Genomic DNA, 25,732 nt, shown 5'->3' on the forward strand with positions numbered 1-25,732 from the left:
TCGGAATGGCTATCCGTTTTCTTGATGTCATTTGTCACCTATCCTTAAAGATGGATTGTGAGCCTTGGGGGGCGCATGAAACTGTTGGGGAACGGTGAGGCATGAGGGAGGGCTCGGTATGGGGTATGAGGCGCCGCTTTCTTTGGCTGGGGTGCGTGAGGTTCTTGCGCGGGACGCGGGGGACTGGCTGCTGGTCGCGGGCGGGCAGAGTTTGTTGCCGCATCTCGCGCGGCAGGCGCTGGCCGCGGATTATGTGGCGCCGGGTCGTCTTCTGGATCTTACTCGGGTTGTCGAACTGCGCGAGTGGCGGCTTGCGGATGGGGTGCTGTTTCTCGGCGCGGGGCTGACGGTGGCGGAGCTTCTGGGGCTTGAGGCTGTGCGTCGTTTGCCGGTTCTGGTGCAGGCGCTTGGTCATATCGGCAATGTCACCATTCGCAATCGGGCCACTGTGGGGGGCTGTCTGGCCTGGGCTGATGCGCGGGCGGAATTGCCGTTGGTGGCGCTGCTGTATGGCGGCACGGTGGTGACGCTGCGCGGGCGTGTGGCCATGGCGGATTTTATTCTTGGGCCAAATAAAACGGCGCTTGCGCCGGGGGATGTGATTTTGGGGCTGGAATTGCCGCTGGGCGATGAGGCCGGGGCATTTCTGGAGCTGATGCCGCGGCGGTCGTTCGGGCGCGCTGTGGTGTCGCTGGCCGGTTTGCGGACGGAACAGGGATTGCGGTTGGCGCTTGGCGGGTTGGTGGATCGGCCGGTGTGCGGGCATGGGGGGACAGAGTGGATTGATGAGGTTGCGGGGCGCTATCCGGCGCTGGGCGATCCGGTGTTTCCACTTGAGTACCGGCGCGCCATGGCGGAGCGGCTGGTTACGCGTCTGGAGGGGGTGTTGGCATGAGCGGGATGCTGTCCATAGGTTGCACGGTCAATGATCGCGAGAAGCGGGCGGAGGTGTCGCCGCTCACCACATTGGCCGGGTTGTTGCGTGATCATCTGGGGCTGACGGCGACGCGGGTTGGTTGCGAAGAAGGGGTTTGCGGCAGCTGCACCGTTCTGATGAACGGGCAGAGCGTGCGCGCCTGTCTGACCCTTGCGGCGCAGGCGGACGGGGCGCGGATCGAGACGGCGGAAGGCTATGGCGGCGATCCGTTGTCGGTGGCCATTCAGGATGCGTTTGTCAAATATTACGGGGCGCAATGCGGGTTCTGCACCTCGGGCATGATGGCGGTCATTCGCGAATATCTGACGGATAAAAGCGTCCGCGATCACGGTGATGAAACGGTGATCCGCAATCGCTTGAGTGCGGTGGCCTGTCGCTGCACCGGCTATCAACCCATTGTGCGGCTGGTGCAGAGTTTGGTGCGAGGTGGTCATGACTATTGATCAGTTTTCAGGGGCGGGGCAATCCTCGGCCGTCGGGCAGTCGGTACCGAACAGGAATTTGCGGCGCTTTGTCGAGGGGCACGGTCGCTATGCCGCCGATTTGAAATTGCCGGATGCTCTGGTGTTGCTGGTGGCGCGGAGCCCGGTGGCGCATGCGCGATTGATCAAGGTCGATGGGGCGCGGGCGCGGGCGCTTGATGGGGTCGAGCTGGTGCTGACCGGGGCCGATATGGCCAGGTTAGGGGCGCAGCCGTCCTTGTGGGATTTGCCGGGGCAGCAGCAATCCAACCTGAAGGCGCTGGCGGAAGATCGGCTGCGGTATGTGGGGCAGCCCTATGCCGCTGTGGTGGCGCGGGATCTTGATACGGCGCGGCAGGCGTTGCGTCTGATCGTGCCGGAGTATGAAATGTTGCCGGTGCTGGCTGATATGGACGCCGGGCTCGCGGCCGATGCGGTGAAGCTTTATGATCATTGGCCTGACAATGTGATGGGGCGGCAGGTCTGGAAGACGGGCGATTTTGACGCCTGTGCGGCGACGGCGGCTGTGGTGGTGAAAGACCGCTTCACGACCCAGCGTGTGCATGCCTTGTCGCTTGAGCCGCGTGGCGTGGTGGCGGTGCCGGATGCGGTTGGCAATGGTCTGACGGTCTGGGTCTCGACCCAATCGGTGCATCAGGTACGCGGCGCGCTGGCGGGCTGCCTCAATATTCCCGAGCATCATTTGCGGGTGATCGCGCCGGATGTGGGCGGGTCGTTCGGCATGAAGGCCTGCGCCTTTGGCGAGGAGACGCTGGTCGCCCTGGCCGCGTTGAAAACCGGGCGGGCGGTGCGCTGGCATGAACAGCGGGCGGAAGCCTTTGTCGCCTCGACCCATGGGCGGGATGAACGGGTGGATCTTGAGGCCGCTTTTGCGGCGGACGGGCAGCTGTTGGGCTTGCGGGCCACTGTGGTGCTGGATAAGGGAGCAGACCCTTATGCAACGTCCATGGGCACGGCCTGGATCACCGGGGCCTTGCTGACCGGGCCTTATGCGGTGGATTTGATTGATATCGAGACGCTGGCGGTGGTCACCAACAAGACGCCGACCGGGGCCTATCGCGGGTTCGGGCAGCCGGAGGCGAACTTTGCGCTGGAACGGGCGCTGGATTTGGCGGCGCATCGCCTTGGGTTGGACCGGGCGGCGATCCGGCGGCGCAATCTGGTGCCGGAAAGTGACTTGCCAAAAGCGACGCCGACCGGGATCGTGCTGGATAGCGGGAATTATGTCGGGTTGATGGATCAGACGCTGGCGCAGTTCGGTTATGAGCCGGGGCGTGTCGTGGCGACGGGGACGAAACGGCGCGGGCAGGGCTTTGCCTGTTATTCGGAGGTGACGAATTTCGGTCCCTCGGCGCTCTGTAAGATGGTCGGCGTTAATAGCGGTGGGTTTGATATTTCAAGCATCCGCATGGAACCAAGCGGGCATGTGCGGCTGTTCAGCAGTCAGACGCCCATGGGGCAGGGCATCGAGACGGTGCTGACGCAAATCTGCGCCGACGAGCTTGGCGTGCCGCTTGAGGATGTGGAGATCAGTTGCGGGGACAGTCTGCTTGGGCCTTATACCGCCTATGGCAGTGGCGGCAGTCGTGGGGCTGGGGTTGGCGGGGCCTCGGTCATGTTGGCGACGCGGAAGCTTGCGTTGCGGCTCCGGACCTGGGGCGCGCATCTGCTTGGGGCCGATCTGGACGATGTCGTGATCAGTCAGCGTGGCGTGCAGGTGAAGGGCGAGCCGACACGGCGGGTGAGCTTTGCCGATATCGGGCGGGAAGCTTATTTCGGTGCGACGGTGCCGGAGGGGCTTGAGCTTGGACTTGAGGATCGGGCGTCTTACGATCCTCCGGGGCTTGCGGTGTCTTACGGCACGGTGGCGGTTGAGATCGAGCTTGATACCGAAACCGGCGTGGTGACGGTGGAACGCATGACTTATGGCCATGATTGCGGCATTCAGATCAATCCTGAGATCGTCGACGGACAGGTGATCGGGGCTGCGGTGCAGGCGATCGGCGCGACGCTTTATGAGGAGCTTCATTTTGATGCGGAGGCGCGGCCGCTGATCCTCAGCATGCAGGATTATTTTATTCCCTTTGCTGCAGATGTGCCGAATATTTCGCTGTTGCACAGATCGACGCCGACGCCTTTTTCCCCGACCGGAGTGAAGGGGGTGGGCGAAAGCGGCATTATTGCCGTGCCCGCGGCCATTGCGAGCGCGGTGCAGGATGCCATGGGCTATGACGTGGCGCTGACGACTTTGCCATTGTCGCCGCCGCGCTTGTTTGCGGCCATGAAGGGATGAGCTGGATGCGGGGTCCGTTTGCGTTTGATCGTGTGCTGTGGGCCGCGACGGCGCGGGAGCGGGCGTCTTATCCGATGCTGGATTGTGAGCGGTCTGTGGATTGCGTCATCATTGGTGCGGGGTTCACTGGCTTGTCGGCGGCCTTGCATCTGGCCGAGGGCGGGCGATCGGTCGCCGTGCTTGAAGCGCGCGAGCCGGGGTTTGGCGCGTCGGGGCGGAATGCCGGCGGGTTTCTGTCGCTTTATCTCGATCACAGTCCGAGCAGCGTTGAAAAGCTTTTGGGGCGGGAGCGGGGACGGCGGCTCAATGAGATGGTGGCGGGCGGTCCGCGTCTCGTGCGGGAGCTTTTGGAGCGGCACCGGATCGATGCCGATTTTGACGGGCGTGGGATTGTCGTGGCCGCGCATAATCGCGGGGCTGAGGCGAAATTAGAGACGCTTGGGCAGGAATGGCGCAGCTGTGGCGCGGGCATTTCGGATCTCAGCCGGGAGGCGTTGCGGGCGCGCACGGGCAGCGGGAAATTCGGTGCCGGGCTTTTGTTCACGGATGGCGGAACGTTCAATCCGTTGGCCTATGTGCGCGGGCTCGCGCGGGCGGCGAAAGCGGCGGGGGCGGAGATTTATGGCGAGACGACGGCCTTGGGGATCACGCCTTCGGCCGGGCAATGGCGGGTGACCACGGCGGCGGGCGTTGTGCTGGCGCGGCAGGTGCTGATCGCCACCGATGGCTATGCGGCGCATGCGTCCTTATGGCCGGGGTTGGAGCGGACCTATTATCAGATTCCGGTGGCCATGGTGACGACGGCGCCTTTGCCTGAGGATGTGGCGACGGCCTTCCGGGCGCGAGTTCCGGTGGCGGATGGCAATAAGAATAATCCGCTGTGGCTCAAGCTTGATGGCTCCAACAGGCTGGTGGCATCGCTGTTGCCGCCGCGCGGGGATGATGACAGCGCGGATCAGGTGGCGCGGCCGGTGATGGAAAAAATCCGGCGGCTTTACGGGGCGGTGCCTGAGCTGCGTTGGGATCATTTCTGGATTGGTCTTGTGGGCATTCCGCAGGAACGGCTGCCGCGTGCCTTGGCTTTGGCTGATGGTGTTTGTGCAGTTGGTGGTTATTCCGGTCAGGGGATCGCGGCTGCGACTGCCGCCGGTCAGGAATATGCGGCTTATGTCATGGGCGGGGCACGGCAGGAGACATGCCGCCTGCCGTTCCTCGATCCGCGTCCGGTGCCGTTGCAGAAGGCAGTGCCGCGTCTTGTGAGATCGTTGGCCGGGCCGCTCAGCCGGATAACCGATAAAACCTATTCTAACCCAGTTAAATAAGGAGTGCCTCAATGGGACAAGCTTGTGTGACCGCACGGTATGAAGCGCCAGCCGAAAAGGTTTGGGAGTATCTGACCTGGTTCGGCGTCAAGAAGCTTACCGGGTCGTCGCTGTTCAAATCTGTCGAGTTCGATGGCTCCGAACAAAAACTTGGTGCGGTCCGCACGCTGCATCTGCATGAGGGATTGCCGGTCAGTGAACGGCTGATTGAATTCGATGACCGCGACAGGCTCAATGTCTATCGCGTGATCGATGCCGGACCTTTGCAGGTGATCGATTATGTCGGCCGCATCCGCGTGACGCCAAGCGGGCCGGATGCCTGTTTTGTGAAGATCAATTGCGACTTCACCGCTGTCGGCATGACGGATGCGGAGTGGCAGGTCATGTGGGAAACCATGGAGGCGCAGCTTCTGGAAGATCTGCGCAAGCTGGTTGAAGCTTGAGGTTATGGGACGATTTTGATAGCTGCGGATCTCAGGATCCGCAGCTTTTTTTATCGTTTACTCAGGCCGACAGGGCCAGCACGGCCTCGCGGACTTGACGGGTGGAGCTGTTGGCGCGTTGCGTTGCTGTTGCGATATGGCCGATATTGTCGGTGATCGTCTGCACGGCAATGGCGGCGGTTTGCATGTTTTGCGACATTTCGCGCGCGACGGCGGTTTGTTGTTCGACGGCGCTTGCGGTACCGACGGTATATTCCCGCACTGACTCAATGGATTGTCGGATGGTTCCGAGCGTATTGACCACTTCGTCGGAAACGCCTTGCATCCCGACGATTTCCTGCGAGATGCGGCTGGTGGCATCGGCCGCCTGATTGGCCAGATTTTTCACTTCGGTGGCGACCACCGCGAAGCCGCGTCCAGCGTCACCGGCGCGGGCGGATTCAATGGTTGCGTTCAGGGCCAAAAGATTGATCTGACCGGCAATGTTTTGAATAACCTCGACGATCCCGCCCATGGATTGAGCGGCGCTGGTCAGACGCTGCGTTGCCTGATCGGCCGCTTGCAGACGATCATAGGCATTGTCGGTGGCGAGTTTCGACTTTTGCATGGCATTGGCGATTTCCTGCACTGAGGCGTTCAGTTCCTCGGCCCCGGCGGCGACAATCTGCACATTGCTGGAAGTTTGTATGGACGCGCTTGAGGCATCGGTCGATTGCTGATTGGCGTTCGAGATGGCGTCGTCGATTTCGCTCAGATTATCGGAGATGATTTGACGGGCGCGATCGCTTTCCATGCGGGCCATGACTTCGCGCGTGACGTCGGTTGCATATTTCACAACTTTATAGGGGCGGCCATTCATATCCATGATGGGATTGTAGGAGGCCTGAATCCAGATTTCCGTACCATTTTTGCCAAGCCGTTTATATTCGGCCGCTTGATATTCACCGCGATTGAGGGCGGCCCAGAAATCACGGTATTCTGTGCTGTGGGCCTCTGCCGGTGCGACAAACATGCGGTGGTGATGACCGCGGATTTCTTCAAGGCTGTAGCCAAGCGCACCGAGGAAATTCTCGTTGGCCGAGATGACGGTGCCATCCATATTGAACTGGATGACCGCTTGAGATTTGCTGATGGCGGAAATTTGTACTGCATAATCGGCATTCTGGAGTGTTTGCGTTGTGATGTCTGTCGCATATTTGATGACTTTGGTCACTCTGCCCTTCGTGTCGAGAATTGGATTGTAGGAGGCCTGAATCCAGATTTCCCTACCATTTTTGCCAAGCCGTTTGTATTCGGCGGCCTGATATTCGCCACGATTGAGGGCGGTCCAGAAATTGCGATAATCGACACTTGCCGCATAGCTGCTTTCGACGAACATGCGATGGTGCTGCCCGGCGATTTCATCCAGTCTGTAACCAACGGCATTCAAAAAATTTTCGTTGGCGTCGAGGATGACGCCGTCCTTGTCGAACTGGATCACCGCCTGGGATTTGTTGATGGCGGCGACCTGTCCGGCAAAATCGGCGTTTTGTTTTTTTTGGTCCGTGATGTCGCTGGCATATTTAACGATTTTATAGGGCATGCCATTGGCGTCGCAAATCGGATTGTAGGAAGCCTGCAGCCAGACATTGCGGCCTTTTTTATCAGTGCGGAGAAATTCCCCGGATTGAAATTCGCCGCGCTTCAGAGCGGACCAGAAGTTGCGATATTCGGGGGTCTTGTCGTAACCAGATTCAACAAAAAGACTGTGATGGCGGCCTTCAATTTCTGACAGGCTATAGCCCAACGTGGCGAGGAAATTTTCGTTTGCGGAGAGAATTGTTCCGTCTAACTTGAACTCAATTCTTGCCTGGGATCTGTCGAGAGCGGCCAATTGGTCTTTTCGCGAGCGAGACTCTGCCGAAAGGAAAAAATGACGCATGGTTTTTTGCCCCTTTAAACCATCTTTGTGAATTTTCCAGTTTGTCTTGTCCCTGAAACTACGATTGCCTTGTTTTCTGATTTTTATTTGTATGTTTAATTCAGAATATTTATTTTGAACTAAGTGCAGTTAAGAGAGGGTTAAGGGCCGAAAATGAAAACTGATGCAGTAGTGTCCCAGGGGTGAAAAGCCTGCTTCTTCCAGGATTGGCAGGGTTTTAAGGGCAGGTTGGGTGTTTTTCCGTTTTCTCTGGCCAGCGACAGCAGAGAGGATCACAATAAAACGATCAGAATAAACGGTCAGGAAACCCACGCTCGGGCCCCATGAGGGGAAGGAGGCCGTGATGGCCATCGAACTGCCGCATGACGATGATGTTGAAATTGAACTGACGACGCAGCAAGCGCGACAAGGTTTGGAGCTGCATGCGATGCGTTATGTGCTGGGCATTTCCATGGTCATAGCTGTTATCGCCATGGTGTCGGTCGCGATTTTCACAGCCTGAACAGGGACTCAGTCGCGGCTGCGCAGGCTGCGGGTGACGTTGCGCAGGGCGAAGCTTGAGTGAATACGCGCGACTCCGGGCAGGTTTGACAATAATTCCGTGTGGATCCGTTCATAATCCGTGGTGCTTGCCGCCTCGACTCGCAACAGGTAATCAGAGCCGCCAGTCATCAGATAACATTCGCGAATTTCCGGATATTTGCGGATGGCATTTTCAAACTTCCGAAAATAGGCCTCGGTCTGGCGTTCGAGGGTGATCTGTACGATCACCACCGCCATGTCTTCGCGTATCTGTTCGTCTATGATGGCCGTATAGCCGCGAATGACGCCGCTTTGTTCCAGCAGGCGCAGACGGCGCAGGCAGGCCGAGGGCGATAACCCCACTTCAGCGGCGAGGCTTGAATTGCTGATGCGTCCGTCGGTCTGAAGGACGCGGATAATCTTGCGGTCGGCGGCGTCAAGCGGTGTCATATGCGATTTCTGCCAATATATTAAAATATAATTCCATATTTAACATAAATTGGTCAATTATGCGAATAAATAAGCAAAAATTCGAATAATTTGCGAATATTCTGGGGCTGGAGTGGTCTTATATGGGATGGCATGTTGCGGGTAGCATGCTTTGTCGGTCGGGATTGTCATCATGGCGGGTAAGCTGTCCTTGCGTTCCGCAGGGGTCGAGACGGATGAGATCGGGGCTTTGAGCCGACTGGTCATAGATGTGGGCGCGATCCGGGAGAATTACCGGATGTTGCGTGCGCGTGTGGCGCCTGCGTCCATTGCCGCTGTGGTCAAGGCGGATTGCTATGGCCTTGGGGCTGTTCAGATCGTGCCGGTGCTTTATGCGGATGGCTGCCGCCATTTCTTTGTCGCCCAGCTGGCGGAAGGGCTGGCGATCCGGGGCTCCCTGCCGGAAGATGCGGAGATTTATATTCTGAACGGCCTCGCGCCCGGGGCTGAGGCGGCTTGTGCGGCGGCGGGACTTGTTCCGGTGCTGAACGGGCGGGATCAACTGGATCGTTGGGGTGCCTGGGCACGGGGGCTTGGGTTGTCGTTGCCTGCGGTGCTGCAGCTGGATAGCGGCATGTCGCGGCTTGGGCTGTCGCCAGCTGAGGTTGCGGCTTTGACGCCCGCGGCCTTGGCCGGGCTTGATATTCGGCTGGTGATGAGCCATCTCGCCTGCGCCGATGAGCCGGAGCATCCGGCCAACCGGGCGCAGCTTGCAGGTTTTGAGGCTTTGCGGGCCAGGCTGCCTGCGGCACCGGCGTCCTTTGCCAATTCGGCAGGGATTTTTCTTGGGGCGGACTATCATTATGACCTAGCTCGGCCGGGGGCGGCGCTTTATGGCCTTGCACCCGTTGCGGGGCAGCCGAACCCGATGCTGCCGGTGGTGCGCCTTGAGGCGCAGGTGATTCAGATCCGGGATATTCCGGCCGGGGCTTTTGTGGGCTATGGCGCGAGTTTCGTGGCGGATAAGGTGACCCGGGTGGCGACGATTTCGCTCGGCTATGCCGACGGCTGGCCCCGCCATCTGAGCAATTGCGGCGCGGCTTATATCAAGGGGCAGCGCCTGCCGATCCTTGGACGCGTGTCCATGGACAGCATCACGCTTGATGTGAGCGAGGTTGCGGCGGATGCTTTGCGGGCGGGCGATTTTGTGGAATTGCTTGGGGCCTCGCAAGCGGCGGATGATGTGGCGCGGGATGCGGGGACCAATGGTTATGAAATTCTCACCAGTCTCGGACGGCGGCATCACCGCGTCTATGAGATGTGACGGTTGAAAGCGGAGACAAAACAGTGCGTGTAATCATTCTCGGCAGCGGCGTCATCGGTGTGACCTCCGCCTATTATCTGGCGCGGGCCGGTCATGAAGTGACGGTGATCGATCGTCAGCCCGGTCCGGCGCTTGAAACGAGTTTCGCCAATGCCGGGGAGGTGTCGCCCGGCTATGCCTCGCCCTGGGCTGGCCCCGGGGTGCCTGTTAAGGCCATCGAATGGCTGTTCATGAAACATGCGCCGCTGATCGTACGGCCAAAGCTTGATCCGGCGCAGTGGATCTGGATCGCGCAGATGCTGCGCAACTGTACATCGGCGCGTTACGCCCTCAATAAATCGCGGATGGTGCGGCTGGCGGAATATAGCCGTGATGTGCTGCGCGATCTGCGGGCGGAGATCGGCATCAGTTATGACGAACGCAGCCTTGGCACGCTGCAACTGTTCCGCACGCAAAAGCAGCTGGACGATGCGGCGAAGGATATTGCCGTGCTGAAGGACTATGGCGTGCCTTATGAGTTGCTGGACCCTGCGGGCTGCATTGCGGCCGAGCCTGCGCTGGCCAAGGTGCGCGGCAAGATCATCGGCGGTCTGCGCTTGCCGCAGGATGAAACCGGCGACTGTCAGATGTTTACGGAACGTCTGGCGGCGAAGGCTGAAGAGCTTGGGGTTGTCTTTCAATATAACACGCGGATCGACGGCATCGAGACGGCGGGGGACCGGGTGACCGGGGTGGCCACCAATCATGGTCGGGTTGAGGGCGACGCCTATGTGGTGGCGCTTGGCAGCTATTCGCCGTTGCTGCTGAAGCGGATCGGCATTTCCATTCCGGTCTATCCGGTCAAGGGCTATTCCATCACGGTGCCGATCACCAATGCCGATGCCGCGCCGATGTCGACCATCATGGATGAAAGCTATAAAATCGCCATCACCCGGCTTGGCGATCGCATTCGCGTTGGTGGGATGGCTGAGCTTGCGGGCTACAGTCCGAAGCTTTACGCCGAACGGGAAGCAACGCTGAAATTTTCAGTGGGCGATTTGTTCCCGGACGGCGGCGATCTGACGCGGGCAAGTTTCTGGACCGGGCATCGCCCGATGACCCCGGACGGCACGCCCATTCTGGGCGGGACGCGGTATAGCAATCTCCATCTTAATACCGGTCACGGCACACTTGGCTGGACCATGGCTTGCGGATCGGGCCGGGTTCTGGCCGATCAGTTGAGTGGGCGTGCGTCTGACATTGATGCGAGCGATCTGAGTTTGGCGCGTTATTGAGGAAGGGCGTTATTCTGAGGCGCAGTTACGGTTTGAAAATACTGTCATTGCCGGGCTTGACCCGGCAATCCATGGGTCAACCGGCAAACTGCTGGCGAGATGGATTGCCGGGTCAAGCCCGGCAATGACAGTGTGTTTTGAAACTTATACCGGTCAGCCATGGCCGACACTGCCTGCTCTCAGGCCCGTTCGTTCAGCCAGTCGGTGACGCAGCTGTAATAGGGGTAGAACGGGGCCAGGGTCTGTTGCAGGGTGATGTCGAGGCCGCCTTTTGGCTTGACCACCGGGGCGGGGAGGGCGTCGAAATTATTGGCGCTGACGGCTTTGGCAACGGCTTCGCCGAGCACGGTGGAGAGGGCGATGCCGCGTCCGTTGCAGGCGCTGAGGGAGATGATGCCGTCATTGCCGATGACGATTTCCGGCAGGCGGGAGCGGGTGACGCTGGCCTTGCCGCTCCACAGGTAATCGATGGTTGGGACCGCCGAGAAGCCCAGATGCTTGTGCAGCCGTTTGGCCATGACGTGAGCAGCCATTTGCCCTGGCATGCCGAAGGCGGTGACGGCGCCGGTGATCAGACGCCAGTCGCGGTCGAAGCGATAGGTGAAGAGATTGCCACGGGTATCGGAAAGGCTTTCGCCGTTCTTGAACAGGCGGGCCCGCTCGTGAACAGGGATCGGCGTGGTGGCGCATTGCCAGATTTTCATGCGCACAATGGATTTTTCAAATTCGGGGGCGAGGCCGTTCGCCTGGGCATTGGTGCAATTGATCACACGTTCGGTCAGGATCGCGCCGCGCGGGGTGGTGATGCGGAACCATTGACCATTGCGTGTGATGGCGGTGGCAGGCGTGCTTTCATAGACGCGCACACCGGCTTTATGGCCTGCGAGAACCAGCCCGATCGTATAATTTAAAGGATGCAGCGTGCCGCCCGTGGGCACCATCCAGCTGCCGGTGTAGCCGCCGACGCCTGTGCGGGCGCGGGTTTCTTCGCCGTTCATGATATCGACGTTGAAGCCATGGGCCTGCCAGTCTTCGGCCACGGCGCGCACGCGGTCCCAGGCTATTTTTCCGGCGGCGGGCTGATACCAGCCGCCCTGCTGGGCGTCGCAGTGGATATCATGCTGTTTGATGAGATCGAAAACGCGGGTGGCGGAATGGCCTACGGCTTGCACAAGTCGTTCGCCGGTGGCACCGAGGCTGGCGATGGCTTGCGCCGGACCGGCAAAGGTGAAATGCGGTACGACAAAGCCGCCGGGGCGGGAGGAGGCACCCTCGCCAATGCGTTCCGCTTCGATGAGCGCGACGGAGACGCCGCTTTGCGCAAGCGTCAGGGCCGTGATCGCTCCCATGATGCCGCCGCCGATCACGGTGACATCGGCGCGGGTCTCGCCTTCGAGCTGGGCAAAATTAAGGAGCGGCGCTGCGGTGGCACGCCAGAGATTGGTCGGTAAATTGGACATGAAATTTCGTTCAAAGAAAAAGCGCAGGCTGATCGGAGAAACACTTTCGGACCAGCCTGCACTTCAAAGATCACACAGGAGTATTCAACGAGTCTTTTTTAGTATTTGAAGCTCAGCGTTGCGCCATAGGTGCGCGGGTCGCCAAGGAAGTTCTGCGACGGGAAAATGCCGCCGTAATTGTCGTAGGAGTTGCTGACATAGAGCTTGTTGGTCAGGTTGCGACCCCAAACAGCAAATTCCCAACGGTTGTCGAGGCTGGTAACCGCGACGCGTGCGTTCAGGAGGACATAGCCCTTCTGGGCGCTTTGGCCACGGTTGTTGATTGAATAGTAGACATTGCTGCGATAGGAGCCGTCAACCAGGACATAGCTGCCGAAGCCCTGAGCTTCGATCGGCAGTTGATAGCGGACGAGACCGCTCAGTGCGAATTCGGGGGAATTCGCAAGCTGGTTGCCAAGATAATCGGCTTCAACGGCCGGGTTGATCTTTCTGACCTTGGTGTTCATGACGTTGGCCGAAGCCTGAACCGTCAGGCCATCAACCGGACGCGCCGTGGCTTCAAGTTCAAGGCCATAGACGCGGGCGTCACCGGCATTGTTCAGCACGATGACGTTGATGCCGCCAGCGCGGATTTCCGTCACAAAGGCCTGGAAGTCTTTCCAGTCATAGTAATAGGCGGCGGCATTCAGTTGCAGGCGGCCATCGAACAGGGTTGATTTCGCGCCGACTTCATAAGCATAGAGATTTTCGCCGCGGAACGGCTCAAGCTCGGCTGCGTTGAAGGCGATGGCGCCCTTGAACCCGCCGGACTTGAAGCCCTTGCTGGCGCTTGCATAAAGCAGAAGATCATCAGCGGCCTGGAAGTCGAGGCCGATCTTGCCCGAAACGTTATCCTGTTTCAGCTTGTCGTTGATGCCTGCAACCGGCATCGGCAGGGTTGAATCGCCATAGGGGTTGAGATCGATCGAGTCATAGGCGAACGACTTGCGTTCGTTGGTGTAACGCAGACCGCCGGTCAGACGCCATTTGTCGGCGAACTGCCATTCGGCCTGACCGAACAGGGCGTAGGAATTGGTGGTCTGTTTCCAGCTGGTATCGACGCGGGTGTGGAAGAAGTGATCGTCGAGCGCCTGCAGTACATCGCCATTGATGCGGTCCCAGGAATAGAAGCCGCCAACAACCCAGGTCACCGGGCCGCTGTTATTGGAGGCGAGACGCAGTTCCTGGCTGAAGGCCTTGATGTCGTCCGTGAACTGGCTGTCGAGCTGAATGAGCGGGCTGCCGTCGGAATCGTCGCCGGCAACGCGGTTGTAATCGGTGTAGCCGGTGACCGAGGTCAGCACGACATTGCCGAGATCCCATTTCATGTTGAGGGCGAGATCCTTGGCGGTCGTGATGCTTTCATGACCGTAGACTTCGCTGTTTGCCACATGGCGGCGGTCCGGATTGGTATTGGAATAGCCGAGGGCGTCGACGCAATTGTTTTCATCACGGAAGCCGAGGATGGCGCCCTGGCAGGGTGTTCCGAAGGCCGCACCGCGTTGGTAGTAACCCACATGTTCGCGGAGCTGCTGATCCGAGCGGTCCTTGAACAGGTCGCCCTTGAGGAGCATTTCGAAATTGTCGGTCGGGGTCCACAGGATCTGCGCGCGGAGAGCCTTTGAATCCTTGTCGCCAATCTTTTCGCCGGTCACGTCGTTGGTCTGCCAGCCGCCGGATTGCTGCGTGGTCTTGCCGGATACACGCACTGCGAGCGTATCGGACAGGCCGCCGCCAACAGCGCCTTCGAGGTCGAGACGGTTAAAGCGGCTGTAGGATGCGCTGGCGTAGGCGTCGAGGTTCTGCGTCGGCTTTTTCGAGATGAAGTTGATGGCGCCGCCCGTGGTGTTGCGGCCATAGAGCGTGCCCTGCGGGCCTTTCAGAACTTCGACGCGCTCGATATCAAACAGCGCAAAGCCGAGGAGCGGGGTGAAGGGCTGCACCACTTCGTCGATATAGACGCCGACGGTCGGGTTGTTGTTCGAGAAGCTGTCATTGAGGCCGATGCCGCGAATGGCGAAAATCGGATTGGAATCGCCGCGCGATCCCGACGCGAAAAGACCCGGGGTCAGGGCTGAGATGTCGGCGGCCTTGGTGATCTGCAGAGCCTGGAGCTGTTCGCCGCTCATGGCTTTGATGGAGATCGGCACATCCTGAAGATTCTGTTCGCGACGCTGGGCCGTGACAACGATTTCTTCAAAGCCGGTGACGGCGTTTTGCGCAGCGGCGGGGAGGGCGACGCTCAGCGCCAGCAAGGATCCACCGGCGAGAACGCCGAGGCGGGCCTTGAGGCTTGGGGTTTGAATGCGGTGAAGGCTCATGTCTCTCTATTCCTCCTGAGTGCCGGAACACCTTGCGTGTTCGCGGTTGAGATTGGGCGTGCTCGCGGTTGAGATTGGACCGCCCTCTGACCTTGATGCTCATGGCCATATTTTTGACGGTTCGATTGAACATTCGATTGAGTTGGATTTAGCATCAAAAAAGATTGGATACAATATCCATTATCCGATATGTCTTGGATAAGGTGTCAGCGTGACGGTTCGGCCACAGCTCGAACCAGGCATGCTTCGACAGATGCATAAGAAGCTCTCAAGAGCTTAGACTGTGGATTCTCTGAGATAGAGCAGGAGCGGGAATGAGCGACCAAAACCGTGTATTTGTAGGGATCGACGTGGGGGGCACCTTCACCGATCTTGTGTTGTTTGATCCGGCCGCCAAGGCATTGAAAACAGTTAAGGTTCCGTCCACGCCGCCGGAGTTTTTCCCATCTGTGGTCGCGGCTCTCGAATCGGCGGGGGTGGCGAAAAACCAGCCGGCGACGATTCTCCATGGCACCACCGTTCACTTGAACGCGTTCCTGGAGCGGAAGGGCGCGAAGACGGCGCTGCTGACCACCCGGGGTTTTCGCGATGTCTATGAAATGCGCCGCGGCAACCGGCAGCAGCCCTATGACATGCATTTCCGCTATCCGGCGCCGCTTGTGCCGCGTAAGCATATTTATGAGGTCAGCGAACGCATGGCGGCCGATGGCTCGGTGCTTCAGCGTCCCGAGGTTGAGGAAATCAAGGCCATTGCCGAAAAGCTGCGGGCGGAAGGCATTGAAAGTGTCGCCATCTGCTTCCTGCACAGCTACCGCAATGACGAGAACGAACGCTTTGTGGAAGAAACCCTGAAGGCGCTGGTGCCGGAGATTTTCGTCTCGGCCTCGTTCAACACCTGCCGCGAATGGCGGGAATATGAACGCATCAGCACGGCGGTGATCAATGCTTATGTGTCGCCGGTTCTGAAGCTTTATCTGGAAAAACTGACGGCGGCTTTGTCGGCCTGGGATGACACGCGGTTGTTCCTGTTGCAGTCGAATGGCGGTTTGATCAGTGCCGAAGAAGCGAAAGACAAAGGCGTGCTGACGCTGCTGTCGGGGCCGGTCGGCGGCAATGTGGCCGGACGGGCGCTGGCTGCCAATGGCGACGCCAATCTGATTTGCGTTGATATGGGCGGCACAAGCTTTGAGGCGAGCCTGGTTGTGGATGGCGACTCCGCGATCCGCACGGAACGTGAAGTCGGCGGTTTCCCGATTCTTGCGCCGCTTGTGGATATTCATACTATTGGCGCGGGCGGCGGGTCGCTTGGCTGGAATGACAAGGGCGCGTTGCGTGTCGGTCCGCAAAGTGCGGGCGCGCGTCCGGGGCCTGCGGGATATGGCAAGGGCGGCACGGAAGCCACCGTGACCGACGCCAATCTGGCGCTTGGCCGGTTGAGCGATGACAGCACGCTTGGCTCGGGGCTTGAACTTTATCCGCAACTGGCGCGCGACGCAGTCACGCAGTTCGGCGATCAATTCGGACTGAAAACCGATGTTGCAGCGCAGGGCATTCTGGATGTCATCAGTGAGCAGATGGCCAATGCCATTCGCACGATCACGGTGCGTCGCGGGATCGATCCACGCAGTTTCGCGTTGGTGGCATATGGCGGCGCAGGGCCCATGCATGCGGCGGATATCGCGCGGCTGCTTGGGATTCCGAAAGTCATTGTGCCGCAGTCGGCCGGAGCGTTTTCGGCCTGGGGCATGTTGCAGTCGGATCTTATTCATGATGCCTCGGAGACGGCGCTTCAGCCGCTTGCCGGGATTGATTGGGGGGTGCTTGGCGACCGCTTTGCGCCATTTGAAGACCAGCTCGGTCAGCGTTTGCTGAATGAAGGGGCTGAGGCCGATCGTATCACCTTTGTGCGGGCATTGGATCTGCGCTACCTGGGCCAGGAATATGCGATTTCGGTGCCGCTTGAGGCGGACCTGTTCGTGCCGGGCGCTGATGCGGCTGCGAATAATGCGCGGGTGCGGGCGGCGTTCGATGCGGCTTATGAACGCACCTATGGCCATAGCAACCCGGATGAAATTGTGGAAATCGCCACCATTCGTCTGCGCGCGATCGGTCGCACCAGTCTGGATCTTGAAGCCTTTGCCAAAGCGTCGCGTATCGAGGAAGATCGCGGGGCGACAACACGGACGCGCAGCGTTCTGTTCGATGGCGTAAGCACGGATACGCAGTTCATCGCCCGGGATAGTTTGACGCCCGGCGTGGATTACCCCGGTCCGCTGGTCGTTGAAGAGGCGACCGCCACCACCATCGTGCCGCCGGATTTCGTGGCGTCCATTGACCCACTCGGCAATCTTGTCCTGATTATGCGGGAGGCCGCGCAATGACGCAGACCACTGATCCGATCACCAGCGAAGTCATTCGCAACGCCTATAACGCCATCGCCGACGACATGAGCGCGGTGATTGCGCGCAGCGCCTATTCGCCGATCATTTACGAAGCCCATGACTATGGCATCGGGCTGTTTGATCGCGAAGCGCGGTTGCTTGGCCAGTATGCGGGCTTGCCATTGTTCACCGGCGGGCTTGATGCGGGCCTCAAGGCGATGATCGCTAAATATGGTTTTGAAAATCTGAAAGACGGCGATGTTTTCACCGTCAATGACACCTATATGACCGGTGGCCATTTGAACGACGTCGATGTCATCGGCGTGGTGGCGACGGATGGCGTGATCGATGGGTTTTTGTGCATCCGCGCCCATTGGCATGATATCGGCACCGCCGAGCCGGGCTTCCCGGTCAACAGCCGCAATATCTTCCAGGAAGGCATGCGCTGGGGTCCGACCAAGATCATGAGTGACGGCAAATGGGTGCAGGATGTCATGGATCTCCTGTGCATTAACAGCCGTACGCCGAAGACGCTCATGGGCGATCTGAAGGCGCAGATTGCCGCCTTGCGTCTGGGTGCCGAACGCATGCGCTGGCTGTCGAAGCGGTTCGGCCGCGACACATTGAAGCAGGCGACCGACGGCATTTTCAATGCGACTGAAGCCAAATTCCGCGCCTTCATCGCAAGCATTCCGGATGGCGTTTATGAGGCCGATGGCTGCTCCGACAATGACGGCGTGACCAATGAGCCGGTCATCGTCAAGGTCAAGGTCACCATCAAGGGCGACCATATGACCGTGGACACCACGGGTTCAAGCGCGCAGCGTCCGGGCAATCTCAATACGGGCTTCCCGAACACGGTGTCGGCGGTGCGTCTGGCGCTTGCTTTGCTTTATCCGGATGCTGAACCCGATATCAATGACGGCAGCTTCCGCGCCATGGATGTTGTGTCTGAGCCGGGTTCGATCTTCCATGCGGAAGATCCCGCACCCTGCATGCGGCCGCATCCGGTGATGTTGCTTCTCGATCTTATCATCAAGGCTTTGTCGCCGGCTTTGCCGAAGGACGTGGCCGGTGGCTTGCCGGGCGATTCATGGAATATCTTTGTCATCGGCAAGGATCCGTGCACCGGCAAGGGCTTCATGAGTGGCGAGGCTTTGGATGGCGGCTGGGGTGCGTCCTGCCGTGGCGACGGCGCGAGCGCGGTCATTCATTCGGCGGCGGGCGATTTCCGCAACATGCCGGTGGAGACGCTGGAAGCTCGGGTGCCGGTACGCATCAACCGGCTTGAATTCGGCGTCGACAGTGGTGGCGCGGGCGAGTTCCGGGGCGGCATGAATGTGGTCAAGGAATATGAGCTTCTGGCCGATGCCGGGGTGACGCTTCATTTCGATCGTGCGAAGACTCCGCAATGGGGATTGTTCGGCGGCGAAGCCGGTGCGAGCCCCAAGGTCACGATCTATGAACAAGGCTCGGCCACGGGCGTTGTCATCAATAAGGTCGAACAGATCAAGCTTAAAACCGGCGACCGCTTTGTTGCTGAAACCGGTGGTGGCGGTGGCTATGGTGATCCGACGGCCCGCGCGCAGCAGGCGCTGCGGGAAGATCTGCTTGACGGCAGTGTGAGCAGTGACTCTGCCCGCAGCATTTATCAACAGTCAGTCTGAGGATTCAGTATGGCGACGCCGGCTCAAACGCGCGCAAGAGGAGCGGGGAATGATTTTTCCCCGCTGCAGATGTTTGCGCTGATTTTTGTGGTCTGCACCGGTTTTTCGTCGCAGATGGTCATGCCTCTGTGGATCGGGGCGATCATCGATAACCTTGGTCTCACCCAAAAAGAAGCCGGCAGCATCGCCTCCATTGAGTTCATGGCGGTGGCGCTGGTGTCGGTGGTGGTGGCGGTGCAGGTGCATCGCTTCAACGCCAAACTGACGGCATCGGTTGGCCTTGTGTTGTTGTTGCTTGGCAATCTGATGGCGGCTTATGCGGACAGCGCCAGCATGCTGACGATGTGTCGTGTGCTGACGGGCGTCGGCAAGGGACTGGTGGTTGCGATCACTTTCAGTCTGGTGGCCGGGACGTCGCATCCGACCCGGGGCTTTGCCCTTTTGAACGTGTCTTATGCGGTGTTTTCGACGGTCTTTTATCTCGTGGTGCCGACCTTCATTAAAATGAATGGTGCTGCGGGGGCCTTCCTGATGATGGCGGCTGTGGCCGGGCTTGGGATGGTGTTTTTATACTGGTTCCCGAACCGGACGCTGGCCGCGACGGAATTGAAGGGCGGGCGGCTGCGCGATATCCCGGCCTATGGGTATGTGGCGCTTGGCGCTCTGGTCATTCTCTGGACCGGTCATAACGCGGTCTGGACCTTTATTGAACGGCTTGGCACGCGGGTTGATCTCAGCCTGCAGGAAATCGGGGCGGTGTTGTCGCTTGCGGCTTTCCTGACGATTGGCGGGCCTTCGCTGGCGCGTCTGATCGATACGCGGTTTGGATATACGAAGCCGATCATTACGGCGACGTCTATCAAAATTCTGGTGGTGATGGCCATGGTTTATGTGCCGCTTGGCTGGCTTTATATGGGAACTGTGCCGCTGTTCCTGATCATGGCGTTGTTTATTGTGCCTTATGTCATGGGCATTCTGTCGCTGGCCGATCCGGCCGGACGATTGGCTGCGGCGTCTTCTGCGGCCATGACCGCCGGAGGATCCCTCGGCGCGCTTCTTGGCGGCTATACGGCGGACAGTTTCGGCTACAGCGGGCTGGCCTGGGCCGCCGTTGTTAATTTTGTTGTTGTGATTGCGCTTGTGGCGATGATTGCGCCGCGGCTGCGGAGCCAGGGCGTCGCTGAGACCCCGGCCGTTTCTTGAGAGGAAAAAACGTCATGTTTCTGTTTGAAAACTGCACCTTGATCGATGGCCTGTCCGATACTCCGCGTGAGGGCATGTCTGTGTTGGTGGACGGCAATGTCATTCGCGAAGTGAGCGACGAGCGGAACCGGTCCGAGACCGTCAAACGGTTTGACCTTAAAGGCAAAACATTGATGCCGGGGCTGATCGATGCGCATGTGCATGTCTATGCCATCCATCTCAATCAGTCGAAGACGGCAGGCATGCCGCATACCCTGATGATGGCCCACGCCATTCCCCGGGTGCGCGATATGCTGGCGCGCGGCTTCACCACGGTGCGCGATGTGGCGGGCGGCGATTTCGGGATCAAGCAGGCCATTGATATGGGGCTGATGGAGGGGCCGCGCCTGTTCGTGTCGGGTCGGGCACTCAGCCAGACCGGCGGTCATGGTGATCACCGTCATCGCACGCGGGAAGAACTGCCCTGCAGCTGCACCAGCGCGCTCGATATCATGGGGCGGATCGTGGATGGGTCCGACAATGTACGTTGGGCCGTGCGTGAGGAACTGCGCAAGGGCGCCGACCATATCAAGCTTCTGGTCTCGGGCGGTGTGGGCTCTCCGAACGATCTGCTTGAAAACACGCAATATTCCATGGATGAAATCCGTGCGGCGGTTGAGGAAGCAGCGGCACGCGGTACCTATGTGGCGGCGCATTCCTATACGGCCTACAGCACCCGCCGCGCTGTTGAATGCGGCGTGCGGACCATCGAGCATGGCAATTTCGTTGATTCCGAGACGGCTGAGTTCATGGCCGAGCGCGGGGCTTATATGGTGCCGACGCTGATCTGCTACACGGAATCTTATGAGAATGCAGATGCTTACGGTCTGAGTTCGACCGTCAAGCAGAAGCTGCGCGACGTCAATGGCGCCGGGTTGCAGATGCTTGAAGTCTGCCGCGATGCCGGGGTGAAGATGGGCTTTGGCACCGACCTTATGGGCGAAATGATTGTTGCCCAGTCGAAGGAATTCACGCTGCGTCGGGAGGTCTTGCCGGCCATGGATATTCTGAAGTCGGCGACGTCCATGAATGCTGAAATTCTTGGCCAGACCGGCCGGCTTGGCTGTATCCGGCCGGGGGCGCTGGCCGATCTTCTGGTGGTCGATGGTAATCCGCTGGAGGACCTGACGCGTCTGCAAGACAACGGATCCCACCTCATGGCCATCATGAAAGATGGTAAATTCTACAAGAACTTCCTAAACTAGGACGTCGGGGGTTTAGGGCGAGGAATATTCGTGTCTCAATTGCAACAGATCGAGCGCAATACTACGGCCGCTGAAGTTGCGCGGGTGTTGCGCCAGCGCATTTTGGGCGGACTTTATCAAGAGGGCGAGTTTCTCCGGCAGGAGAGCATCGCCCAGGAACTTGGCGTGAGTCGCCTGCCGGTGCGGGAGGCGCTTGCCCTGCTGGAGGCCGAAGGCTTTGTCATTCGCGAAAAATATCGCGGGGCGCTGATTCCCAAATTGTCGATCAAGGAGGTGCGGGAAATCTACAGCCTGCGCAACATGGTCGAGCCTTATCTTCTGGAACATGCTTTGCCGCATCTGACGGCGGAGCATCTGTCCAAGGCGAAGGAGCATCTCGCGGCCTCACGCTCCTGTCAGGATCTCAGCCAGTGGGCGGAGCTGAACTGGGCCTTTCACAAGACGCTTTATGAGCCGGCCAATCTGCCTTTGGCGATGCAGGTTCTTGAACAGCTTTTGCTGCGCGCGGACCGCTATCTGAAGATGCAGCGGTCGCTGTCGATGGAAAGTCTTGCGGAAAGCCATGCCGAACATCAGTCCCTGATCGACCTGATTGAGGAAGGGAAGTTTGTTGAGGCGGTGGATGCTCTGCGGAAGCATATCGTCTGGAACGAACATGACGTGGCTCAGACGTTTGATCGCGCTCGGAAGGGCTGAAAAAGGCGGGCTTTAGGGCCCGCCTTTTTTCTTATTTGCGTCGGGCCGTCACTTCGATTTCGACCTTGGCGCCCGGGGCGGGGATGCCGCAGATGAGCGTGGTATTGGCCGGGCGGATCTCGCCGAATTTTTCACCGAGCACTTTGACCACTGCGCCCAGATGGCTCATGTCGGTGACATAGACACGGGATCTTGTGACCTGGGTCAGATCGGTTCCGGCGGTGGTGAGGGTGTCTTCGATGATGCGGAAAATATTGCGGGTTTGCGCTTCGGCGTCTTCGGGGATGGCTTTGGTTTCGGGGTCGGCACCGACCGTTCCCGAGACATGCACATAAAGGTCATCGACGACGGCGCGCGAATATCCGGCGAGGGCTTCAAAGGGAGAACCCGATGATATTTTCTGCATAGGTTGAAGGTCTTTCAGAAGCTGGGGGGAGGAATCAGATGGCCGCCAGTCTAGGGCATTTTGCCTTATAATTGAATGGTTTTGAGCTCATTCAGCGTAATCTGGCATGGTGCGATCGAGCCGGTGTTTGAGCCCGGCCCAGGCAATCTGCGCCGCCGATCCGAAGCCGTTTCTCGCCTGACTGTGAACCAGAGCCGCCATGGCGGGGCTTTGGATCAGGAGGGGAGCACTCCCGTTATGCGCGGCGAGCTGGATGGCGCAGGCCTTTTCCAGCAAGCTCAGCAGAAGATAGGCTTCGGCAATGCTACGTCCGGCGACAAGAAGCCCGTGATTGCGCAGAATCAGGATATGCCGGGGCCCAAGATCATGGACCAGGCGGCTCTGTTCGTCGGGGTTGAGGGCGATGCCTTCGTAATCGTGATACCTCACCTCGTTCAGGATGGTCAGGGCCATTTGTGAAATGGGCAGCAGACCGTCTTCCTGGGCGGCGACGGCGATGCCCGCGACGGTGTGAGTATGCATGACCGAGGTCACATCGGGTCGGGCGTGATGCAGGCAGCTGTGAATGAGAAATCCGGCCGGGTTGACGGGGTAGGTGGTGGGGCTGAGGATCATGCCGTCGCAGTCGACCTTGACCAGATTGGACGCCGTGACATCGGCGAACAGCAGGCCGAAGGGATTGATGAGGAAATGCTCCTGTGGGCCGGGCACGCGGGCGGACAGATGGGTGAAGATCAGATCATCCCAACCATTTGCGGCCACCAGGCGATAGGCGGCGGCGAGATCAACGCGGGTTTGCCATTCCTCGGGGCTGACCTGATCCTTGAGCGAAGGAAGGGGGTGCATGGCGGTCATGGCACGTCTCCTGTGGTCCCGGATTTCCGGGCTTGTCAGCATGATTTAAGGACTTTGCGACCGGGTGCGAATTGCGTATACCGCTTGGGTGCAATTCACATCGGGAGATTCTCATGAGCATTCAACGCATCGATACGGGCAAGCGCCTGAGCCATGCCGTCGTTCATAACAACACCGTTTATCTTTGCGGTATGGTTGGCAAGGAAGGCACGCCGTTCGAAGAACAGATCCGTCAGGTTCTGGCCGACATCGACGATTATCTGGCGCAGGCCGGCAGCGACAAGACCAAGCTTCTGAACGCGACCATCTGGATCGACGATTTCAAATATTTCGATCAATTGAACGCCGCCTGGGAAGCCTGGTTGCCGGAAGGCTGTGCTCCGGCACGCGCCACCGGCCAGGTGAAGCTCGCAAGCCCCGGCTGGCTGGTGGAAATCATCGTCACTGCGGCGATCTGATCCTCAACGGAACAGGGTTTTAAAACAAAGCCTTCCCAATTTGGGAAGGCTTTGTTGCATCTAGATATGGCGGCCGAACTGGCCACGTTCGGCATGGGTCATCAGGCGTTCAAAATCCTGTCCTTTCATATGGATCAGGGTTTCGTGGTCGCCAGCTTCGAAATAGATGTCCGACTGGCTGCGCAGTCCATCGTCGAGGCAGACTTTCATGCCGTAAAGATGGCCCATGGGCGGCAAGGCTCCGATGTCGCAATCGGCGAAGGCGGTGCGGATTTCGTCTTCGGTGGCGAGGCCGATACGCTCCCGCAGCATATGCGACAGTTCATGGAGATCGACCTTGCAGGTGCTTGGCAGTACCGCCAGCCGATAGCCGCCATCGCCCTTGAGCATAACCGCCTTGGCCAGCCGGTGCCCAGCTACATGCGAGGTCTGCGCGATCCGGCTTGCGGTCACTTCATGGGGGTGGTGGAGTTCTTCGTACCAGATGCCACTATCTTTCAGATAGTCGCGCATACTCATTGCCATGGCCATGATCCGTCTCCGTCATGATGACCAGGCGGCCGGGAGGCAGGGACGCGAGAGATTGAGCTGCCTCGAAACCGTCCAGCGAAATTGTCCTGTATAGCTATTATATACTGTTTGCCCCGATCAGGCGATGGCGACGCGGCCGGATGATTGTGTAATATTCTTGCGCGGAGCTATGCTTGGGCCGAGACAAACCTGACCCGGGCAGGAGTTGCGGGAGTGGCTGAGGCTAGAGGACAGTGATAGCTGGTTTTTTTCAGGAGGCTGCGATGGCGAACAGACTGAACGGCGTGTGGTTTAATGAATATGGATCACGCATGGAAATCACGGTCGATGAGACCGGATTTTTTTCTGGGCTGTATTCGTCGCACACGGGGGAGGTCGGCACCTATCGTGTGATCGGTTTGACCGATCCCCACAGCGTTTCGGATAATCAGGGGGTCTCCATCAGCATTCACTGGCGGCCGCTGCATGCCGAGGGCGAGAACCCCGACTGGCATATGGTGTCCGGCATGGTCGGGCAGTTGCAGACCGTGGATGGTGCGGAGGTTATCACGCTCAACCATTTGCTGGTGCAGGAAACGGACCATGGCGACAACTGGCGGTCGACCTTTATCGACAAGATAAAGTTCACGCGGGGCTGACCGACTTTCGCGACGGCAGATTGACCAGCACAAGGGCCGAGATCACAAGCGTCGCACCGAACAATTCGATGTCGCTCATGATCTCGCCAAAGATGATCCAGCCGAGGATGGCAGCGCTGACCGGTTGTAATAACAGCCCGAGGCTGCAGACGAGCACGGGCAGATTGGCGAGGGCGTAGGCGATCAGGCCCTGACCGATGGCATGGCAGAACAGGGCAAGGCCGATGGCGCTGACCCAGCCTGCTGTCGTATGGGGCAGGATCGTGCCTTCGATCAGCATGGGCGGGACGACACAGAGCGCCGCAATGAGCGAGGTCGCATACATGACCTCAAGCGTGCCGAGCCGGGTGCGGGCCGAGGCCACGCCGATCACATAGCCTGCATAGCCAATGCCGCCGATGATCGCGAGCATATTGCCGGTCATGGCGCCCTCGCCATGGCCAAAGGCCGCGGGACCGGCGAGGAATGCCGCGCCGGTCAGGGCCAGCAGGCAACCCGCCGCCACCATGGGCCGCATTTTCTGCTTGAGCACGAGCACGGTATAAAGCGCCACATAAATCGGTGCGAGACAGGCGAACAGGGTCGCCCGCGCCACCGGAATCATGTGGATCGAGGCATTCCACACCCACATGTCGAGAGCGAAAAAGAACGCGCCCGCGACGATGGGCACCAAGCTGCCGCGAAGGCCGGGGGAGGGTGCCGCCCGCCGCCCGGTGATCAGGAGCACAAGGAAGATCGCGATCCCCGCACCGGCGAGCCGCCAGAAGGCCGTGGCCGCCGGACCCACATCGGCATAGCGCACAAAGATCGGAGCCGTGCCAACGATCAACGCGCCGATAACAAGGGATATCAGCGAAAGACCAGTGACAGGACGATGCATGTGGAT

23 protein-coding genes are annotated in these 25,732 nt (G+C 59.3%); 15 read left to right on the forward strand and 8 right to left on the reverse strand.

Annotated elements, in window-relative coordinates; all coding sequences use genetic code 11:
- Nucleotides 1–118: 118 nt before the first annotated feature.
- The 5 genes from NYP16_RS09175 to NYP16_RS09195 are packed head-to-tail and all read left to right on the forward strand — an operon-like array spanning nt 119 to nt 5,477.
- Nucleotides 119–895, forward strand: a complete 777-nt coding sequence (locus NYP16_RS09175; RefSeq protein ID WP_274943832.1) for an FAD binding domain-containing protein — start codon at nt 119–121, stop codon at nt 893–895.
- Nucleotides 892–1,380 carry a (2Fe-2S)-binding protein gene (locus NYP16_RS09180; protein ID WP_274943833.1) on the forward strand — a complete coding sequence of 163 codons (489 nt, stop codon included), beginning with the start codon at nt 892–894 and terminating at the stop codon, nt 1,378–1,380. The genes NYP16_RS09175 and NYP16_RS09180 overlap by 4 nt, the downstream gene beginning before the upstream one ends.
- Complete coding sequence (locus tag NYP16_RS09185) at nt 1,370–3,712, forward strand: xanthine dehydrogenase family protein molybdopterin-binding subunit (protein ID WP_274943834.1); 2,343 nt, start codon at nt 1,370–1,372, stop codon at nt 3,710–3,712. The genes NYP16_RS09180 and NYP16_RS09185 overlap by 11 nt, the downstream gene beginning before the upstream one ends.
- Before the next feature lie 5 nt (nt 3,713–3,717).
- Nucleotides 3,718–5,034, forward strand: coding sequence for an NAD(P)/FAD-dependent oxidoreductase (locus tag NYP16_RS09190; protein ID WP_274943835.1), 1,317 nt, complete (start codon nt 3,718–3,720; stop codon nt 5,032–5,034).
- A gap of 11 nt (nt 5,035–5,045) precedes the next feature.
- Entirely contained in the window at nt 5,046–5,477 is a 432-nt protein-coding gene (locus NYP16_RS09195) for an SRPBCC family protein (RefSeq protein WP_274943836.1), read from the forward strand.
- 61 nt (nt 5,478–5,538) lie between these two features.
- On the opposite strand, the gene NYP16_RS09200 is transcribed toward NYP16_RS09195, so the two are convergent.
- Complete coding sequence (locus NYP16_RS09200; protein ID WP_274943837.1) at nt 5,539–7,398, reverse strand: methyl-accepting chemotaxis protein; 1,860 nt, start codon at nt 7,396–7,398, stop codon at nt 5,539–5,541.
- A gap of 343 nt (nt 7,399–7,741) precedes the next feature.
- Between NYP16_RS09200 and NYP16_RS09205 the strand changes: the two genes are divergently transcribed.
- The gene (locus tag NYP16_RS09205) at nt 7,742–7,900 is read left to right on the forward strand and encodes a hypothetical protein (protein ID WP_274943838.1); all 159 of its coding nucleotides are present in this window, start codon (nt 7,742–7,744) and stop codon (nt 7,898–7,900) included.
- Nucleotides 7,901–7,908: 8 nt separating this feature from the next.
- Here NYP16_RS09205 and NYP16_RS09210 read toward each other — a convergent pair whose 3' ends face one another.
- Nucleotides 7,909–8,370: an Lrp/AsnC family transcriptional regulator gene (locus NYP16_RS09210; RefSeq protein ID WP_274943839.1), complete on the reverse strand. Its 462-nt coding sequence runs from the start codon at nt 8,368–8,370 to the stop codon at nt 7,909–7,911.
- Nucleotides 8,371–8,542: 172 nt separating this feature from the next.
- Between NYP16_RS09210 and alr the strand changes: the two genes are divergently transcribed.
- Together alr and NYP16_RS09220 are read left to right on the forward strand one after the other, a co-directional pair.
- Entirely contained in the window at nt 8,543–9,673 is a 1,131-nt protein-coding gene (gene alr / locus NYP16_RS09215; RefSeq protein ID WP_274943840.1) for an alanine racemase, read from the forward strand.
- 23 nt (nt 9,674–9,696) lie between these two features.
- A complete protein-coding gene (locus NYP16_RS09220) occupies nt 9,697–10,947 on the forward strand; it encodes a D-amino acid dehydrogenase (protein WP_274943841.1) in 1,251 nt (416 codons plus the stop codon).
- A gap of 179 nt (nt 10,948–11,126) precedes the next feature.
- On the opposite strand, the gene NYP16_RS09225 is transcribed toward NYP16_RS09220, so the two are convergent.
- Nucleotides 11,127–12,407 (reverse strand): NAD(P)/FAD-dependent oxidoreductase, encoded by a 1,281-nt coding sequence (locus tag NYP16_RS09225; RefSeq protein WP_274943842.1) that lies wholly within the window; start codon nt 12,405–12,407, stop codon nt 11,127–11,129.
- A gap of 98 nt (nt 12,408–12,505) precedes the next feature.
- Nucleotides 12,506–14,767 (reverse strand): TonB-dependent receptor, encoded by a 2,262-nt coding sequence (locus NYP16_RS09230; protein ID WP_274943843.1) that lies wholly within the window; start codon nt 14,765–14,767, stop codon nt 12,506–12,508.
- 314 nt (nt 14,768–15,081) lie between these two features.
- Here NYP16_RS09230 and NYP16_RS09235 point away from each other — a divergent pair, with 314 nt between their 5' ends.
- From NYP16_RS09235 to NYP16_RS09255, 5 genes are read left to right on the forward strand one after another with little or no spacing between them, the layout of a single operon-like run.
- Complete coding sequence (locus NYP16_RS09235; RefSeq protein ID WP_274943844.1) at nt 15,082–17,148, forward strand: hydantoinase/oxoprolinase family protein; 2,067 nt, start codon at nt 15,082–15,084, stop codon at nt 17,146–17,148.
- Nucleotides 17,145–18,815, forward strand: coding sequence for a hydantoinase B/oxoprolinase family protein (locus tag NYP16_RS09240; RefSeq protein ID WP_274943845.1), 1,671 nt, complete (start codon nt 17,145–17,147; stop codon nt 18,813–18,815). Before NYP16_RS09235 ends, NYP16_RS09240 begins: the two co-directional genes overlap by 4 nt.
- Nucleotides 18,816–18,824: 9 nt before the next feature.
- Entirely contained in the window at nt 18,825–20,018 is a 1,194-nt protein-coding gene (locus NYP16_RS09245) for an MFS transporter (RefSeq protein ID WP_274943846.1), read from the forward strand.
- 14 nt (nt 20,019–20,032) lie between these two features.
- Complete coding sequence (locus tag NYP16_RS09250) at nt 20,033–21,262, forward strand: metal-dependent hydrolase family protein (RefSeq protein WP_274943847.1); 1,230 nt, start codon at nt 20,033–20,035, stop codon at nt 21,260–21,262.
- Nucleotides 21,263–21,292: 30 nt separating this feature from the next.
- Nucleotides 21,293–21,958, forward strand: coding sequence for a GntR family transcriptional regulator (locus tag NYP16_RS09255; protein ID WP_274943848.1), 666 nt, complete (start codon nt 21,293–21,295; stop codon nt 21,956–21,958).
- A 31-nt stretch (nt 21,959–21,989) separates the two neighbouring features.
- On the opposite strand, the gene NYP16_RS09260 is transcribed toward NYP16_RS09255, so the two are convergent.
- Entirely contained in the window at nt 21,990–22,364 is a 375-nt protein-coding gene (locus NYP16_RS09260) for a RidA family protein (RefSeq protein WP_274943849.1), read from the reverse strand.
- A gap of 87 nt (nt 22,365–22,451) precedes the next feature.
- Nucleotides 22,452–23,219: a class II aldolase/adducin family protein gene (locus NYP16_RS09265; protein WP_274943850.1), complete on the reverse strand. Its 768-nt coding sequence runs from the start codon at nt 23,217–23,219 to the stop codon at nt 22,452–22,454.
- Nucleotides 23,220–23,332: 113 nt separating this feature from the next.
- Between NYP16_RS09265 and NYP16_RS09270 the strand changes: the two genes are divergently transcribed.
- The gene (locus NYP16_RS09270; RefSeq protein ID WP_274943851.1) at nt 23,333–23,677 is read left to right on the forward strand and encodes a RidA family protein; all 345 of its coding nucleotides are present in this window, start codon (nt 23,333–23,335) and stop codon (nt 23,675–23,677) included.
- Nucleotides 23,678–23,737: 60 nt separating this feature from the next.
- Here the strand turns inward: NYP16_RS09270 and NYP16_RS09275 are convergent, their stop codons facing one another.
- Nucleotides 23,738–24,202, reverse strand: a complete 465-nt coding sequence (locus tag NYP16_RS09275) for an aminoacyl-tRNA deacylase (RefSeq protein WP_274943852.1) — start codon at nt 24,200–24,202, stop codon at nt 23,738–23,740.
- A gap of 269 nt (nt 24,203–24,471) precedes the next feature.
- On the opposite strand from NYP16_RS09275, the gene NYP16_RS09280 reads away from it, so the two are divergent.
- Entirely contained in the window at nt 24,472–24,846 is a 375-nt protein-coding gene (locus NYP16_RS09280; protein WP_274943853.1) for an avidin/streptavidin family protein, read from the forward strand.
- Here NYP16_RS09280 and NYP16_RS09285 read toward each other — a convergent pair.
- Nucleotides 24,833–25,726: a DMT family transporter gene (locus tag NYP16_RS09285; protein WP_274943854.1), complete on the reverse strand. Its 894-nt coding sequence runs from the start codon at nt 25,724–25,726 to the stop codon at nt 24,833–24,835. The genes NYP16_RS09280 and NYP16_RS09285 overlap by 14 nt on opposite strands.
- Between the last annotated feature and the right edge of the window lie 6 nt (nt 25,727–25,732).

This window comes from Govania unica, from assembly GCF_027920805.1.
GTDB classification, from domain to species: domain Bacteria; phylum Pseudomonadota; class Alphaproteobacteria; order Sphingomonadales; family Govanellaceae; genus Govanella; species Govanella unica.